Genomic DNA, 14374 nt, shown 5'->3' with positions numbered 1-14374 from the left:
CTTTCTTACTTATTCGATAAAGCCAACATACTTGCGTTTCAGCATTAAGCCTTCTAACTGTTTTGCAGTTTCTAAAGCTACACCAATAACAATCAGTAAGCTTGTACCACCTAACCCAATCGATTGTGGTAAATCCCAAATCATCTGAGCGATAATTGGTAATAAAGCCACAAGTCCAAGGAAGATTGCACCAACTGTACTCAATCTCATTAATAAGCTTGAGACATACTCCTCAGTCCCCTTACCAGGGCGCACGCTAGGTATATAACTTCCTTGTTTTTGTAAGTTCTCCGCTAATTTCTCAGGGTTAACTTGGACAAAAGCGTAGAAAAATGTAAATGCAATAATCAAAACAGTATAAATCGTTGCACCAGGCACCGTATTATAATTGAAAATTTGCATCATGATTTTATACCAATTTTCAGACCCAAATCTACCACTTAATGCTTGTAAAACAGCATTAGGAGTAGCAATAAACGAACTAGCGAAAATAACCGGAATAACACCAGCAGCATTTACTTTTAATGGTAAATAACTACTTGTTGGTGCACCTGCTACACGCTTCGTATATTGAATTGGAATCTTGCGTTCAGCTTGTTGGAAAAATGTTACAAATGTCACGATCAATAAAACCGCGATAAGTAAAACGGCAATAAAAATTGCAGATTTCCAAATATCAGAAGAATCAATATTTACAAAGTAATCTTCGTAAATTTCTTTGATACTATCAGGTAATCGAGAAATGATACCTGCGAAAATAATCATTGATACACCGTTTCCGATTCCCTTTTCTGTAATTTGCTCTCCTAACCATGTAACAAACATTGTACCGGCAGTTAAAATTAAACCTATCGTTACATATGTAGACACGTTTGGATTGCTTACAAAGCCTAATTGAGCGTATTGATTAAATCCAGCAGTAATCCCTACTGATTGAACAAAAGCCAAAACTAATGTTAAATAGCGAGTAGCTTGATTTAATTTCTTACGTCCAACTTCTCCTTGCTTCGACCATTCAACAAAACGAGGAACAATGTCCATTTGTAATAATTGAATGACGATTGAAGCAGTAATGTATGGCGAGACCCCCATTGAGAAAATAGAAAAGTTTTGCATTGCACTACCACTTACCAAGTTCAACATGTTGAAAAATGGTAAAGAAGAAAGATTTTGTAATGTACTAGCATTCACGCCTGGTACCGTAATATGGGCACCCAGACGGAAAACAAATAGTACAAATACAGTAAAGAAAATTTTAGATCGAATGTCTCTTACTTTAAAAGCATCTTTTAATAGTTTAAACATTAGATCACCTCGATTGAACCACCAGCCGCTTCAATAGCGTCTTGAGCTGCTTTCGAGAATTTAGCTGCTTTAACAGTTAATTTTTTAGTTAATTCACCGTTAGCTAATACTTTAATCCCAGCTTTTTCGTTTTTAACGATTCCAGCTTCAACTAAAGCAACAGGTGTTACTTCTGCACCATCTTCAAAACGGTTCAAAATATCTAAGTTGATGACAGCATATTCTTTACGATTTACGTTAGTAAATCCGCGTTTTGGTAAACGACGGAATAATGGAGTTTGTCCACCTTCGAATCCTAAACGTACACCACCGCCTGAACGAGCTTTTTGACCTTTTTGACCGCGTCCAGAAGTTTTTCCGTTACCAGATGAAGTACCACGACCAACGCGATTGCGTACTTGGCGTGAACCCTCTGCAGGTTTTAATTCATGAAGTTTCATAGGTTTGGCACCTCCTTAAATAATCTAGTTCTTAATTATTAGACTTCTTCAACGTCCACTAGGTGAGAAACAGTATTGATCATACCTTTAATAGCTTCATTAGAAGGCTTAACCACTGAACTGTTAATCTTTGTAAGACCCAACGCTTTAACAGTGTCACGTTGGTTTTGAGGACGTCCGATAATACTGCGTTTTAAAGTAACTTTTAATTCAGCCATTATTTTTGTCCTCCTTATCCGATAATTTCTTCAACTGATTTGCCACGAAGTTCTGCAACTTCTTCAGCACGTTTCAATTGTTTCAAACCTTCAACAGTTGCACGAACAACGTTGATTGGTGTATTTGAGCCTAATGATTTAGAAGTGATATCAGCTACCCCTGCTAATTCTAATACGGCACGAACTGGTCCACCAGCAGCAACCCCAGAACCTTCTACAGCAGGTTTCATTAGGATTCTACCACCACTAAAAGTACCGATAACTTCGTGTGGGATTGTTGAACCGACCATTGGTACTTCAACTAAGTTTTTCTTCGCATCTTCAATTGCTTTACGGATTGCTTCTGGTACTTCTTGAGCTTTACCAGTACCGAAACCTACGTGTCCGTTTTTATCACCGACAACAACTAAAGCAGCAAAGCGTAGACGACGTCCACCTTTAACAACTTTTGTTACACGGTTGATTGCAACAACGCGGTCTTCTAATTCCAAATGTTTTGGATCAATGTAAACCATGAATGGTATTCCTCCTTCTTCTAAAATTCTAGTCCATTTTCGCGAGCAGCTTCAGCTAAAGCTTGCACACGGCCATGGTAAAGGTATCCACCACGGTCAAAGACTACTACTTTAATGCCTTTTTCAGCTGCGCGTTCAGCAACTAATTTACCCACAGCAGTAGCTGTTTCTGTTTTTGTTCCACCTGAAATTTCTTTATCCAAGGTAGAGGCACTTGCTAGCGTTACACCCGCTACGTCATCAATTAATTGCGCGTAGATGTTTTTATTAGAACGGAAAACGTTCAAGCGTGGGCGCTCAGCAGTACCAGAGATATTATTACGTACACGACGATGTCTCTTTTGACGTGTTTTATTCTTATCTGGTTTTGTAATCACAATTGTCACCTCTTTAATAATGCTAGCCGTTAGGCCGCGAATCGTAATTTGAACAAATTACGATTATTTACCAGTTTTACCTTCTTTACGGCGTACATATTCACCAACATAGCGAATACCTTTACCTTTATAAGGTTCTGGAGGACGAGTACCACGAATGTTCGCAGCTAATTCGCCAACTGCTTCTTTGTTCGCACCTTTAACAATTACTTGTGTATTGGCAGGAACTTCAACTGTAACACCAGCTGGTGGTGTAATTTCTACTGGATGAGAATAACCAACGTTCAATACAAGTTTTGAACCTTGTAATTGTGCACGGTATCCAACCCCAATAAGTTCTAATGCTTTTTGGAAACCTTCACTAACACCGACAACCATGTTGTTGAAGTTAGCACGAGTTGTTCCATGGATTGTTTTCATTTCTTTACTGTCGTTTGGACGAGTGAAAGTAACTTCATTTCCTTCAATATTCATAGTAATATCTGAAGAAAAAGTACGTGTTAATTCACCTTTAGGTCCTTTAACTGTAATATCATTTCCATCTTGAGTAACAGTTACTCCTGCAGGAATGACTACGATTTTATTTCCGATACGGCTCACTTAAAGACACCTCCTTGTAGATTCTACTTAATTACCATACGTAAGCGATAACTTCGCCGCCGACATTTTTTTCACGAGCTTCTTTGTCAGTGATAACACCGTCAGAAGTCGAAATAATTGCGATACCTAAACCATTTAATACTTTTGGTACTTCGTCAGCTTTGACATAAGCACGCAATCCTGGTTTAGAAATACGTTTTAAGTTTGTGATAACACGTTCACCGTTTTTACCAAATTTTAGGAAAACACGGATTACGCCTTGTTTGTCATCTTCGATATATTCAACATCACGGACGAAACCTTCACGTTTCAAGATTTCAGCGATGTCACGTTTGATTTTTGATGCAGGTACTTCTAAAGACTCATGTTTAACCATGTTTGCATTACGGATACGAGTTAGAAAATCTGCAATTGGATCTGTCATGACCATTGAACTAATTACCTCCTTCTTATGCGAATTTACTTTTTACCAGCTAGCTTTCTTCACGCCGGGAATTTGACCTTTATAGGCAAGTTCGCGGAAGCAAATACGGCAAAGATGGAACTTACGATAAACTGAATGTGGACGTCCGCAACGTTCGCAACGAGTATAAGCTTGTGTTGAATGTTTTGCAGGACGTTTGTTTTTAGCAATCATTGATTTTTTAGCCACGTAGTTCGCCTCCTTTAATTATTTTTGGAATGGCATACCTAATTGTGTTAACAACTCACGAGATTCTTCATCTGAGTTAGCTGTTGTTACAATAACGATGTCCATACCGCGTACTTTATCTACTAAATCATAATCTACTTCTGGGAAGATCAATTGTTCTTTAATACCTAAAGTATAGTTTCCACGACCGTCAAAGGCTTTTTTACTTACACCATGGAAATCACGTACACGTGGTAGTGAAACTGAAACCAATTTGTCTAAGAATTCATACATTCTTTCTCCGCGCAAAGTAACTTTTGCACCAATTGGCATTCCTTCACGTAAACGGAATCCAGCGATTGATTTTTTTGCTTTAGTAATCATTGGTTTTTGTCCAGTGATTAAAGTTAATTCTTCAACTGCTTTGTCTAAGTTTTTAGCGTTTGATACCGCATCACCAACACCCATGTTGATGACGATTTTTTCAACTTTAGGTGTTTGCATAACAGAGCTATAGTCGAATTTTTCCATCAATGATGGAGTAATTTCTTTAAGATATTTTTCTTTTAGGCGGTTCATTCAGTAAGACCCTCCTTCCTTAAAATTATTATTTATCTAGAACTTCACCGGTTTTTTTAGAAACACGGACTTTTTTGCCATCTACTTCTTTGTAGCCAACTCGGCCAGCTACACCAGTAGAGTCGATCACCATCACGTTAGAAACATGAACTGGAGCTTCCATCTCAACAATACCACCTTGAGGAGCAGCCTGAGAAGGTTTTTGGTGTTTTTTGACAATATTCACACCTTCGACAATGACTTTATCTTTTTTAGGAAACGCTGCTAATACAACGCCTTCTTTATTTTTGTCTTTTCCAGTGATAACTTTAACTTTATCGCCTTTTTTAACAAACATAACTGTTTCGCACCTCCTTTGATAAGTGTCTCAAGATTATAAAACTTCTGGTGCTAGTGAAACGATCTTCATGAAGTTGTTTTCACGTAGTTCACGTGCAACTGGCCCAAAGATACGTGTTCCACGAGGGCTTTTATCATCACGAATAATCACTGCAGCATTTTCATCAAACTTAATGTATGAACCGTCTGTACGACGAGCTCCTGATTTTGTTCGAACGATAACGGCTTTAACGACGTCACCTTTTTTGACAACCCCACCTGGCGTTGCTTGTTTAACCGTAGCAACGATAACATCACCGATATTAGCAGTTTTACGACCAGATCCACCAAGGACTTTGATCGTCAAAATTTCACGTGCGCCTGAATTGTCAGCGACTTTTAAACGACTTTCTGCTTGGATCACGTTGTGTATCCTCCTTTCAGATTTTGCATTCAATCTATATAGGAAAATCTCGTGTTATTAGATAATAACTGCTTCTTCGACTACTTCTAGTAAACGGAAACGTTTTGTAGCTGATAATGGACGAGTTTCCATAATTCTCACGATATCTCCCACTTTGGCAGTGTTGTTTTCATCATGCACTTTGTATTTCTTAGAATAGTTCATGCGTTTGCCATAGATAGGGTGATTTTTCTTAGTTTCGACAGCAACGGTGATTGTTTTATCCATTTTGTCTGAAACTACACGACCTTGATAAACCTTGCGTTGATTTCTTTCTTCAGTCATACGCTTAATGGCCTCCTTCCATAATTACTTAGCTTGTTCACGCAATACAGTTTTGATGCGTGCAATCGATTTACGTACTTCTTTAATACGTGCAGTGTTTTCTAATTGACCTGTTGCTAATTGGAATCTAAGATTAAACAATTCTTCTTTTAATTGTTTTTCTTGATCAAGCATTTCGGCAGTGGTTAATTCTCTGATTTCTTTAACCTTCATTCGATTCACCACCCATTTCCTCACGTTTTACGATCTTAGTTTTCATTGGTAATTTGTGAGAAGCTAGACGTAACGCTTCACGAGCTACCTCTTCAGGAACGCCTGCAATTTCAAACATGATTTTACCACGTTTTACTGGTGCAACCCATCCTTCAGGTGCCCCTTTACCAGAACCCATACGTACCCCAATTGCTTTGGCAGTATAAGATTTGTGAGGGAAAATTTTAATCCATACTTTCCCACCACGTTTCATGTAACGAGTCATTGCGATACGAGAAGCTTCGATTTGTCGGTTTGTAATCCAGTGTGAATCAACAGCTTGTAAGCCATATTCACCAAATGCGATTTCTTTACCACCTTTAGCTTCACCACGCATTTTTCCGCGGAATTCACGACGGTGTTTTACACGTTTAGGTACTAACATGATTATTTCCCTCCTTTCTCAGTGTTTTTTTTAGTTGGAAGAATTTCTCCACGATAGATCCACACTTTAACTCCTAGTTTTCCGTATGTTGTATCTGCTTCTTCCCATGCATAATCGATATCCGCACGTAATGTATGAAGAGGAACAGTTCCTTCTGAGTATCCTTCTGAACGTGCAATATCAGCACCATTTAAGCGTCCAGATACTTGAGTTTTGATCCCTTTAGCGCCTGCACGCATTGAACGTTGGATAGCTTGTTTTTGCGCACGACGGAAAGCTACACGGTTTTCTAATTGACGTGCAATTCCTTCGCCCACTAATTTAGCATCTAAATCTGGTTTTTTGATTTCCACGATGTTGATGTGAATTCTTTTACCAGTTAATTTATTTAATTCTTTTCTTAGGCTTTCAACTTCAGAACCGCCTTTACCAATAACCATACCTGGTTTAGCTGTGTGGATTGAAATGTTTACGCGATTTGCAGCACGTTCGATTTCAACAGTTGACACAGCGGCATCAGCAAGTTTAGTTGAAATAAATTTACGGATTCTTAGATCTTCGTGTAAGAATTCAGCATACTCTTTTTCAGCATACCATTTAGCATCCCAGTCGCGGATGATGCCTACACGCATTCCAATTGGATGTACTTTTTGACCCACTGATTATCCCTCCTTATTTTTCTGATACGACTACTGTAATATGACTTGTACGTTTATTGATTGGAGAAGCTGAACCTTTTGCGCGTGGACGGAAACGTTTCATTGTTGGTCCTTCGTTAATAAAAGCTTCAGATACTACTAAATTTTCAACGTCTAAGTCAAAATTATTTTCTGCATTTGCAACTGCTGACATCAAGACTTTCTCGATGATTCCAGCAGATTTGTTCGGTGTGAATTTCAAAATTGAAATTGCATCCGCAACACTTTTACCTCTGATAAGGTCAATTACTAAACGGGCTTTTCGAGGTGAAGTGCGAACTGTTTTTGCAGTTGCTTTAGCTGATGTGATTTGTTCTGCCATTTGGATTTATCCTCCCCTCAAATTAGCGTTTAGTTTTCTTATCGTCTGCAGCGTGGCCACGATAAGTTCTTGTTGGTGCAAATTCACCTAATTTGTGTCCTACCATGTCTTCTTGGATGTAAACTGGTACATGTTTACGTCCATCATAAACTGCGATGGTATATCCAACAAAACTTGGGAATACTGTTGATCTACGTGACCAAGTTTTGATAACTTTTTTCTTTTCAACCCCCGCTTGAGCTTCAACTTTTTTCATTAAATGCTCATCGACGAAAGGTCCTTTCTTTAAACTACGACCCATGGTGAACCTCCTCTCAAAATGTGCGACACATGGTCAAAGAAATTATTTAGTCTTGCGACGACGTACGATAAGTTTGTCTGATTGGGCTTTCTTGTTACGAGTTTTGTAACCAAGAGCTGGTTGACCCCAAGGAGAAACTGGTGCTTTACGTCCGATCGGAGCTTTACCTTCACCACCACCGTGTGGGTGATCGTTAGGGTTCATTACGCTACCACGTACTGTTGGGCGTTTGCGCATCCAACGAGAGCGTCCAGCTTTACCGATGTTAATAAGTTCATGTTGTTCATTACCTACAGAACCGATAGTTGCACGGCATGCAGCTAAAATCATACGAACTTCACCAGAGTTTAAGCGGATCAATACATATTTGCCTTCTTTACCAAGTACTTGAGCACTTGTACCAGCAGAACGAATTAATTGTCCACCTTTACCAGGTTTCATTTCGATGTTATGGATAACAGTACCAACTGGAATGTTTTCCAAAGGAAGAGCATTACCAACTTTGATATCTGCATCTGGACCTGAAACAAGTTTCATTCCAACTTGTAGTCCTTTTGGTGCTAAGATGTAAGCTTTCACTCCATCTTCGTAGTGTACTAACGCGATGTTTGCTGAACGGTTTGGATCATATTCGATCGTTTGAACAGTAGCAACAACGTTATCTTTGTTACGTTTGAAGTCGATTACGCGGTATTGACGTTTGTGTCCGCCGCCTTGATGACGTACAGTGATGCGACCGTTGTTATTACGACCAGCATGGTTTTTCAATGGTTGTAACAATGATTTTTCAGGTGTTGATGTTGTGATTTCAGCAAAATCAGAACCTGTCATGTTACGACGACCATTTGAGGTAGGTTTGTACTTTTTAATCGCCACGTTTTTCCCTCCTATTTATAATAAGTTTTCAAGATAGTGCTTATTCAGCAGCTTCGAATAATTGAATTTCTTTTGAATCTTCTGTTAATGTAACAATCGCTTTGCGACGTTTTTTAGTGTATCCCGCATGTTTGCCCATACGCTTGAATTTCGCACGAACATTCACGATGTTCACGTTTTTGACTTTAACGTCAAAAGCAGCTTCTACCGCTTGTTTTACTAAAGTTTTGTTTACGCGAGTGTCAACTTCGAAAGTATACTTTTTATCATCCATAGCAAGCATAGATTTTTCAGTGATCACTGGGCGTTTGATTACGTCTAGTAAGTTCATTATGCAAGCACCTCCTCAATTTGAGTAAGAGCAGTTTGTGTTGCTAACACTTTCACGTTAGAAACAACGTCTAGAACACTAACATTATCAGAAGTTACTACAGAAACGTTTGATAAGTTACGTGCAGATAAAGCAGCGAACTCATTGCCAGTTTCTAAAACTACTAATACTTTAGCGTCTACAGATAAGTTAGCAAGAACTTCTTTAAATTCTTTTGTTTTTGGTGCGTCAAAGCTTAATGCATCAACAACAACCAAGTTATTTGAAGCAACTTTTTCTGATAAAACAGATTTCATTGCTAAACGACGAACTTTTTTAGGAAGTTTGTAGCTGTAAGAACGTGGTGTTGGTCCGAAAACTACGCCACCTCCACGCCATTGTGGTGAGCGGATAGATCCTTGACGAGCACGACCTGTTCCTTTTTGACGCCATGGTTTACGTCCACCGCCGCGAACAGCGCTACGATTTTTAACCGCATGTGTTCCTTGTCTTAATGAAGCACGTTGCATAACGATTGCATCGTAAACAACACTTTCATTAGGTTCGATTCCGAAAATTTCTTCGTTAAGTGTGATTTCACCGTTTTGGCTACCATCTTGTTTGAATAATGCTACATTCGGCATTCCTTAGTTCCTCCTTTCTTCCTACTATTATTTAGCTTTCACAGCTGATTTGATAGTGATTAATGATTTCTTAGCTCCAGGAACGTTACCTTTAATTAAGATTACGTTTCTTTCTGCGTCAACGCGAACAACTTCCAAGTTTTGGATTGTCACGCGGTTGCCACCCATACGGCCAGCAAGACGTTTATTTTTGAATACACGGTTAGGTGCAACTGGACCCATTGACCCAGGACGACGATGGTAACGAGAACCGTGAGCCATTGGTCCGCGGCTTTGGCCGTGACGTTTGATAACCCCTTGGAATCCTTTACCTTTCGTAGTACCTGTTACATCAATAATGTCTCCTGCTTGGAAAACATCTACTGTAACTTCTTTTCCTACTTCATATTCTCCTAGCTCAACATTTTTGAATTCACGAATGAAGCGCTTAGGAGCCGTGTTTGCTTTTGCAACATGACCTTTCGCAGGTTTGTTTGATAAAACTTCACGCATATCTTGGTAACCAACTTGAATAGCTTCGTAGCCATCAGTTTCCATTGTTTTCACTTGTAGTACTACGTTTGGAGTAGCTTCTACAACAGTTACTGGAATTAATTCACCAGATTCAGTGAAGATTTGTGTCATTCCCACTTTTTTCCCTAAGATTCCTTTGGTCATGAGTACACCTCCATTAATTTAATTTTTTATAGTTTGATTTCGATGTTTACACCAGATGGTAAGTCTAGCTTCATCAAAGCATCAACAGTTTTTGGTGTTGGGTTCACAATGTCAATTAGACGTTTGTGAGTACGCATTTCGAATTGTTCGCGAGAATCTTTGTATTTATGAGTCGCACGAATAACAGTGTAAAGACTACGTTCTGTTGGTAATGGAATTGGACCAGATACACTAGCTCCAGTTCTTTTTGCAGTTTCTACAATTTTATCCGCTGATTGATCTAAAATACGGTGTTCATACGCTTTTAAACGGATACGAATTTTTTGTTTTGCCATCTTGTTCCCTCCTTCGCCTATTTTGAAAAGTAGACATAGCTCCACGAAAATTTCCGTCACGCTCGTTCGTGGCAAAGCGTCCGGGCGTGTCGCAACCTCTCGTTTCTTAGCCGACAAGAATCAACCTGATTCCGTCTGTGCAATTCACCAAGGTAAACGCACCTTTGTAATTATAGTATATTAAAACATACAACGCAAGGCTTTTTCTTTGGAAATTCAATTTATTTTCATATTTTTTCATAAAAAAAGAAAAAGCTCGAAACAATCACTAACAATGATTGTTTCGAGCTTTTAAGTCCGAATATAATGTTGCTTTGAGTAAGCTTAAAAATTAAGCTTTGATTTCAGTAACGACACCAGCACCAACTGTACGTCCGCCTTCACGGATTGAGAATTTAGTACCGTTTTCGATAGCGATTGGGTGAATTAATTCAACTTCCATAGTTACGTTGTCGCCAGGCATAACCATTTCAGTTCCTTCTGGTAATTCAACAACACCAGTTACGTCTGTTGTACGGAAGTAGAATTGTGGACGGTAGTTAGTGAAGAATGGAGTATGACGTCCACCTTCTTCTTTAGTCAACACGTATACTTCTGCAGAGAATTTTGTATGAGGTGTGATTGTACCTGGTTTAGCTAAAACTTGACCACGTTGGATATCATCACGTGAAACACCACGTAATAAAGCACCAATGTTATCGCCTGCTTCAGCGTAATCCAATAATTTACGGAACATTTCAACACCAGTTACAGTTGTTTTTGAAGTTTCTTCAGCAATACCAACAACTTCAACTTCGTCACCAACGCGAACTTGTCCACGTTCAACACGACCAGTTGCAACAGTACCACGACCAGTGATTGAGAATACATCTTCAACTGGCATCATGAATGGTTTGTCGTTGTCACGTTCTGGAGTTGGGATATATTCGTCAACTGCAGCCATTAATTCAAGGATTTTTTCTTCGTATGAAGCGTCGCCTTCTAAAGCTTTCAAAGCTGAACCAGCAACAACAGGAACATCGTCACCAGGGAATTCGTATTCTGTTAATAAGTCACGAACTTCCATTTCAACTAATTCTAATAATTCTTCATCGTCAACCATGTCAACTTTGTTCAAGAATACAACGATGTAAGGAACACCAACTTGACGTGACAATAGAATATGTTCACGAGTTTGAGGCATAGGACCATCAGCAGCAGAAACTACTAAGATAGCTCCATCCATTTGTGCAGCACCAGTGATCATGTTTTTAACGTAGTCCGCGTGTCCTGGGCAGTCAACGTGAGCATAGTGACGTGTGTCAGTTTCATATTCAACGTGAGCTGTTGAGATAGTGATTCCGCGTTCACGTTCTTCTGGAGCACCATCGATTTGATCGTAAGCCATAGCTTGGCCGCCGTTTTTCTTAGATAGTACAGTTGTGATTGCAGCTGTTAATGTAGTTTTACCATGGTCAACGTGGCCAATAGTACCAATGTTAACGTGTGGTTTAGAACGGTCAAATTTTTCTTTTGCCATTTTAAAATGTCCTCCCAAAATACAATATAATTTTTTATTTATCTGATAGGAACATGATGTACTCAACGTACATCACATGCCCATATCATCGATAGTTATTTTACACGAAACTATATTAAAAATATAGTCTCTTTAGATAATCTCTTTACGTGATTATCAAGTTTTTAAGAAATTATTCAGCTTTTCCGCCGTTTTTCTTAATGATTTCTTCTTGAACTGATTTTGGTACATCTTCGTAGTGGTCAAATGTCATAGTAAACGTACCACGACCTTGAGTAGCTGAACGAAGCGTTGTAGCATAACCAAACATTTCAGCAAGAGGAACCATAGCACGAACAACTTGTTGTCCGCCAGCGCGAGCTTCCATACCTTCAACGCGACCACGACGTGCAGTAACGTGTCCCATAACATCACCTAAGTAATCTTCTGGAATAACTACTTCAACAGCCATAATTGGTTCAAGGATAACTGGATTAGCTTTCTTAGCTGCCGCACGTAATGCCATAGAAGCAGCAACACGGAAGGCAGTTTCATTTGAATCGACATCATGGTATGAACCATCGTAAAGTTTTGCTTTGATATCAACTAATGGATATCCAGCTAAGACACCATTTTCCATAGCATCTTTCAAACCTGTTTCAACAGCTGGGATGTATTCACGTGGAACAACCCCACCGACGATTGCATTTTCAAATTCAAAGCCGCCGCCTTCTTCGTTTGGAGTAAATTCAATCCATACATGACCGTATTGACCTTTACCGCCAGACTGACGTACAAACTTACCTTCGGCTTGAGTACCAGCACGGAAAGTTTCACGGTAAGATACTTGAGGAGCACCTACGTTAGCTTCAACTTTAAATTCGCGACGCATACGGTCTACGATGATGTCTAAGTGAAGTTCACCCATACCAGCGATAACAGTTTCGCCTGTTTCCACGTTTGTTTCAGCACGGAAAGTAGGATCTTCTTCAGATAGTTTTTGAAGAGCAACACCCATTTTATCTTGGTCAGCTTTTGATTTAGGTTCAATAGCGACTTGGATAACTGGTTCTGGGAATTCCATTGATTCAAGAATTACTAAATTCTTTTCGTCACAAAGTGTGTCCCCAGTTGTTGTATCTTTCAAACCAACAGCAGCAGCGATATCTCCAGCGTAAACTTCAGAGATTTCTGAACGTGAGTTAGCGTGCATCTGTAAGATACGACCAACACGTTCGCGTTTGCCTTTTGTTGCGTTTTGTACGTATGAACCTGATTTTAAAACACCAGAGTACACACGGAAGAAAGTTAAACGACCTACGAATGGGTCAGTCATAACTTTAAATGCTAATGCTGAGAATGGAGCTTCATCGTCTGCAGGACGTAGAACTTCTTCATCAGTTTTAGGATCAATCCCTTTAATAGCAGGAATATCTAATGGTGATGGTAAGTAATCAAGAACAGCGTCCAATAACAATTGAACCCCTTTATTCTTGAATGCTGAACCACACAATACTGGATAGAAGTCTACATTAAGTGTTGCACGACGAATACCTTCTTTTAACTCAGCTTCAGTGATTTCTTCACCTTCTAAGTATTTCAAAGTAAGTTCTTCATCAGTTTCAGCAACTGCTTCAACTAATTTTTCGCGCCATTCTTCAGCTAGTTCAAGATATTCTTCTGGAATTTCTCGTTCTTCAATTTCAGTACCTAAATCATTTGTATAGATTTCAGCCTTCATTGTTACAAGGTCAATAATTCCTGTGAAGTCATCTTCAGCACCAATTGGTAATTGAATTGGGTGAGCATTTGCTTGCAAACGGTCATGTAAAGTTGATACTGAATATAAGAAGTCAGCACCGATCTTATCCATTTTGTTTGCAAATACAATACGAGGTACACCATAAGTTGTAGCTTGACGCCAAACTGTTTCAGTTTGAGGTTCTACACCTGATTGTGCATCAAGAACTGTAACAGCACCATCAAGTACACGTAATGAACGTTCAACTTCAACAGTGAAGTCTACGTGTCCTGGTGTGTCGATGATGTTGATTCGGTGACCCTTCCATTGTGCAGTTGTTGCAGCAGAAGTGATCGTAATTCCACGTTCTTGTTCTTGTTCCATCCAGTCCATTTGTGAAGCTCCTTCATGAGTTTCACCAATTTTATGGATTTTACCAGTATAGTACAAGATACGTTCAGTAGCAGTTGTTTTACCAGCATCAATATGGGCCATGATACCGATATTACGAGTATTATCTAAAGAAAATTCTCTGGTCATTCTCCTTGTTTCTCCTCTCTTTACTATCTAGTTGCTAAAAATAAGGACATCTTCTGAGGTCGGCATAAAGCCGACCAAACAGAG

General features: G+C 39.2%; 24 protein-coding genes. All 24 read right to left on the bottom strand.

Going from position 1 to position 14374, the window contains the following annotated elements; translation table 11 throughout:
- Positions 1-9: 9 nt before the first annotated feature.
- Entirely contained in the window at positions 10-1305 is a 1296-nt protein-coding gene (gene secY, locus AC4BC3_RS00370) for a preprotein translocase subunit SecY (protein WP_206907751.1), read from the bottom strand.
- Positions 1305-1745: a 50S ribosomal protein L15 gene (gene rplO, locus AC4BC3_RS00365; protein ID WP_206907752.1), complete on the bottom strand. Its 441-nt coding sequence runs from the start codon at positions 1743-1745 to the stop codon at positions 1305-1307. Before rplO ends, secY begins: the two co-directional genes overlap by 1 nt.
- A gap of 38 nt (positions 1746-1783) precedes the next feature.
- On the bottom strand, positions 1784-1963 hold the full coding sequence (gene rpmD, locus AC4BC3_RS00360; RefSeq protein WP_002290455.1) for a 50S ribosomal protein L30: 180 nt from the start codon (positions 1961-1963) through the stop codon (positions 1784-1786).
- Between the two features lie 14 nt (positions 1964-1977).
- The gene (rpsE, locus tag AC4BC3_RS00355) at positions 1978-2478 is read right to left on the bottom strand and encodes a 30S ribosomal protein S5 (RefSeq protein WP_067483528.1); all 501 of its coding nucleotides are present in this window, start codon (positions 2476-2478) and stop codon (positions 1978-1980) included.
- 20 nt (positions 2479-2498) lie between these two features.
- Complete coding sequence (gene rplR / locus AC4BC3_RS00350) at positions 2499-2855, bottom strand: 50S ribosomal protein L18 (protein WP_075491300.1); 357 nt, start codon at positions 2853-2855, stop codon at positions 2499-2501.
- Between the two features lie 63 nt (positions 2856-2918).
- Positions 2919-3455: a 50S ribosomal protein L6 gene (gene rplF / locus AC4BC3_RS00345; RefSeq protein WP_067483530.1), complete on the bottom strand. Its 537-nt coding sequence runs from the start codon at positions 3453-3455 to the stop codon at positions 2919-2921.
- A gap of 31 nt (positions 3456-3486) precedes the next feature.
- Positions 3487-3885 (bottom strand): 30S ribosomal protein S8, encoded by a 399-nt coding sequence (gene rpsH, locus AC4BC3_RS00340; RefSeq protein ID WP_067483532.1) that lies wholly within the window; start codon positions 3883-3885, stop codon positions 3487-3489.
- Between the two features lie 36 nt (positions 3886-3921).
- Complete coding sequence (locus AC4BC3_RS00335; RefSeq protein ID WP_002356214.1) at positions 3922-4107, bottom strand: type Z 30S ribosomal protein S14; 186 nt, start codon at positions 4105-4107, stop codon at positions 3922-3924.
- Positions 4108-4125: 18 nt separating this feature from the next.
- On the bottom strand, positions 4126-4665 hold the full coding sequence (rplE, locus tag AC4BC3_RS00330) for a 50S ribosomal protein L5 (RefSeq protein ID WP_067483534.1): 540 nt from the start codon (positions 4663-4665) through the stop codon (positions 4126-4128).
- 28 nt (positions 4666-4693) lie between these two features.
- Entirely contained in the window at positions 4694-5002 is a 309-nt protein-coding gene (gene rplX / locus AC4BC3_RS00325; RefSeq protein WP_067483536.1) for a 50S ribosomal protein L24, read from the bottom strand.
- A gap of 36 nt (positions 5003-5038) precedes the next feature.
- On the bottom strand, positions 5039-5407 hold the full coding sequence (gene rplN, locus AC4BC3_RS00320; protein WP_002288669.1) for a 50S ribosomal protein L14: 369 nt from the start codon (positions 5405-5407) through the stop codon (positions 5039-5041).
- 57 nt (positions 5408-5464) lie between these two features.
- Positions 5465-5731, bottom strand: a complete 267-nt coding sequence (gene rpsQ, locus AC4BC3_RS00315; protein WP_067483538.1) for a 30S ribosomal protein S17 — start codon at positions 5729-5731, stop codon at positions 5465-5467.
- A 24-nt stretch (positions 5732-5755) separates the two neighbouring features.
- A complete protein-coding gene (gene rpmC, locus AC4BC3_RS00310) occupies positions 5756-5944 on the bottom strand; it encodes a 50S ribosomal protein L29 (RefSeq protein WP_002288664.1) in 189 nt (62 codons plus the stop codon).
- Positions 5934-6368 carry a 50S ribosomal protein L16 gene (gene rplP, locus AC4BC3_RS00305; protein WP_067483541.1) on the bottom strand — a complete coding sequence of 145 codons (435 nt, stop codon included), beginning with the start codon at positions 6366-6368 and terminating at the stop codon, positions 5934-5936. Before rplP ends, rpmC begins: the two co-directional genes overlap by 11 nt.
- Before the next feature lie 2 nt (positions 6369-6370).
- On the bottom strand, positions 6371-7027 hold the full coding sequence (rpsC, locus tag AC4BC3_RS00300; protein ID WP_067483543.1) for a 30S ribosomal protein S3: 657 nt from the start codon (positions 7025-7027) through the stop codon (positions 6371-6373).
- Between the two features lie 13 nt (positions 7028-7040).
- Positions 7041-7388, bottom strand: a complete 348-nt coding sequence (gene rplV, locus AC4BC3_RS00295) for a 50S ribosomal protein L22 (protein ID WP_067483544.1) — start codon at positions 7386-7388, stop codon at positions 7041-7043.
- Between the two features lie 22 nt (positions 7389-7410).
- Entirely contained in the window at positions 7411-7689 is a 279-nt protein-coding gene (rpsS, locus tag AC4BC3_RS00290; protein WP_002288655.1) for a 30S ribosomal protein S19, read from the bottom strand.
- 42 nt (positions 7690-7731) lie between these two features.
- Positions 7732-8565 carry a 50S ribosomal protein L2 gene (gene rplB / locus AC4BC3_RS00285; RefSeq protein WP_206898898.1) on the bottom strand — a complete coding sequence of 278 codons (834 nt, stop codon included), beginning with the start codon at positions 8563-8565 and terminating at the stop codon, positions 7732-7734.
- Positions 8566-8605: 40 nt separating this feature from the next.
- Positions 8606-8896, bottom strand: a complete 291-nt coding sequence (gene rplW, locus AC4BC3_RS00280) for a 50S ribosomal protein L23 (protein ID WP_067483546.1) — start codon at positions 8894-8896, stop codon at positions 8606-8608.
- A complete protein-coding gene (rplD, locus tag AC4BC3_RS00275) occupies positions 8896-9519 on the bottom strand; it encodes a 50S ribosomal protein L4 (RefSeq protein ID WP_067483547.1) in 624 nt (207 codons plus the stop codon). The genes rplW and rplD overlap by 1 nt, the downstream gene beginning before the upstream one ends.
- A 27-nt stretch (positions 9520-9546) precedes the next feature.
- Entirely contained in the window at positions 9547-10176 is a 630-nt protein-coding gene (gene rplC / locus AC4BC3_RS00270; protein WP_067483548.1) for a 50S ribosomal protein L3, read from the bottom strand.
- A gap of 26 nt (positions 10177-10202) precedes the next feature.
- A complete protein-coding gene (gene rpsJ, locus AC4BC3_RS00265) occupies positions 10203-10511 on the bottom strand; it encodes a 30S ribosomal protein S10 (protein ID WP_005880808.1) in 309 nt (102 codons plus the stop codon).
- A gap of 331 nt (positions 10512-10842) precedes the next feature.
- Positions 10843-12030 (bottom strand): elongation factor Tu, encoded by a 1188-nt coding sequence (gene tuf / locus AC4BC3_RS00260; RefSeq protein WP_206898899.1) that lies wholly within the window; start codon positions 12028-12030, stop codon positions 10843-10845.
- Between the two features lie 172 nt (positions 12031-12202).
- Complete coding sequence (fusA, locus tag AC4BC3_RS00255) at positions 12203-14290, bottom strand: elongation factor G (protein WP_206907753.1); 2088 nt, start codon at positions 14288-14290, stop codon at positions 12203-12205.
- Between the last annotated feature and the right edge of the window lie 84 nt (positions 14291-14374).

Source organism: Enterococcus sp. AAFC-DPL-6103 (assembly GCF_058216595.1).
Note: the sequence above shows the minus strand (reverse complement) of the source record. Positions and strands in the feature narration are given on the sequence as shown.

What these genes read in the sequence shown, in the direction of transcription:
- secY (WP_206907751.1), bottom strand. Translation starts at nt 1,305, where the DNA reads ATGTTTAAACTATTAAAAGATGCTTTTAAAGTAAGAGACATTCGATCT.
- rplO (WP_206907752.1), bottom strand. Translation starts at nt 1,745, where the DNA reads ATGAAACTTCATGAATTAAAACCTGCAGAGGGTTCACGCCAAGTACGC.
- rpmD (WP_002290455.1), bottom strand. Translation starts at nt 1,963, where the DNA reads ATGGCTGAATTAAAAGTTACTTTAAAACGCAGTATTATCGGACGTCCT.
- rpsE (WP_067483528.1), bottom strand. Translation starts at nt 2,478, where the DNA reads ATGGTTTACATTGATCCAAAACATTTGGAATTAGAAGACCGCGTTGTT.
- rpsH (WP_067483532.1), bottom strand. Translation starts at nt 3,885, where the DNA reads ATGGTCATGACAGATCCAATTGCAGATTTTCTAACTCGTATCCGTAAT.
- rplE (WP_067483534.1), bottom strand. Translation starts at nt 4,665, where the DNA reads ATGAACCGCCTAAAAGAAAAATATCTTAAAGAAATTACTCCATCATTG.
- rplX (WP_067483536.1), bottom strand. Translation starts at nt 5,002, where the DNA reads ATGTTTGTTAAAAAAGGCGATAAAGTTAAAGTTATCACTGGAAAAGAC.
- rpsQ (WP_067483538.1), bottom strand. Translation starts at nt 5,731, where the DNA reads ATGACTGAAGAAAGAAATCAACGCAAGGTTTATCAAGGTCGTGTAGTT.
- rpmC (WP_002288664.1), bottom strand. Translation starts at nt 5,944, where the DNA reads ATGAAGGTTAAAGAAATCAGAGAATTAACCACTGCCGAAATGCTTGAT.
- rplP (WP_067483541.1), bottom strand. Translation starts at nt 6,368, where the DNA reads ATGTTAGTACCTAAACGTGTAAAACACCGTCGTGAATTCCGCGGAAAA.
- rplV (WP_067483544.1), bottom strand. Translation starts at nt 7,388, where the DNA reads ATGGCAGAACAAATCACATCAGCTAAAGCAACTGCAAAAACAGTTCGC.
- rpsS (WP_002288655.1), bottom strand. Translation starts at nt 7,689, where the DNA reads ATGGGTCGTAGTTTAAAGAAAGGACCTTTCGTCGATGAGCATTTAATG.
- rplW (WP_067483546.1), bottom strand. Translation starts at nt 8,896, where the DNA reads ATGAACTTACTAGACGTAATCAAACGCCCAGTGATCACTGAAAAATCT.
- rplD (WP_067483547.1), bottom strand. Translation starts at nt 9,519, where the DNA reads ATGCCGAATGTAGCATTATTCAAACAAGATGGTAGCCAAAACGGTGAA.
- rplC (WP_067483548.1), bottom strand. Translation starts at nt 10,176, where the DNA reads ATGACCAAAGGAATCTTAGGGAAAAAAGTGGGAATGACACAAATCTTC.
- rpsJ (WP_005880808.1), bottom strand. Translation starts at nt 10,511, where the DNA reads ATGGCAAAACAAAAAATTCGTATCCGTTTAAAAGCGTATGAACACCGT.
- tuf (WP_206898899.1), bottom strand. Translation starts at nt 12,030, where the DNA reads ATGGCAAAAGAAAAATTTGACCGTTCTAAACCACACGTTAACATTGGT.
- fusA (WP_206907753.1), bottom strand. Translation starts at nt 14,290, where the DNA reads ATGACCAGAGAATTTTCTTTAGATAATACTCGTAATATCGGTATCATG.